Source organism: Microvirga sp. Mcv34, assembly GCF_024519725.1.
Lineage (GTDB): Bacteria > Pseudomonadota > Alphaproteobacteria > Rhizobiales > Beijerinckiaceae > Microvirga.
The window spans coordinates 1-407 of sequence record NZ_JALJRK010000290.1 but is presented as its reverse complement, the minus strand read 5'-3'; the positions used below and the strand labels follow the sequence as shown (position 1 = coordinate 407).

General features: G+C 63.1%; 1 protein-coding gene. It reads right to left on the bottom strand.

The window, feature by feature from the left end; translation table 11 throughout:
• On the bottom strand, positions 1-407 hold a 407-nt coding region (locus OC446_RS30655), incomplete at both ends, for a cbb3-type cytochrome c oxidase subunit I (RefSeq protein ID WP_262032630.1).

The window sequence follows — 407 nt, the reverse complement described above, 5'->3', positions numbered from 1 at the left end:
TAGCGGCGCGGCATGCCGGACAGGCCGAGGAAGTGCATCGGGAAGAACAGCACGTTGGAGCCGATGAAGGCGACCCAGAAGTGCAGCTTTCCGATCCACTCGGGCATGATGTAGCCCGTGATCTTCGGGAACCAGTAGTAGATCGCGGCGAAGATGCCGAACACGGCGCCGAGCGACAGCACGTAGTGGAAGTGCGCCACCACGTAGTAGGTGTCGTGCATGTAGCGGTCGACGGGAGCGTTCGCGAGCACGACGCCGGTGACGCCGCCGACCGTGAACAGGAAGATGAACCCGATGGCCCAGTGCATGGCCGCCGTGAAGCGGATGGAGCCGCCCCACATGGTGGCGATCCACGAGAAGATCTTCACGCCGGTGGGAACCGCGATCACCATCGTGGCGAACACGAA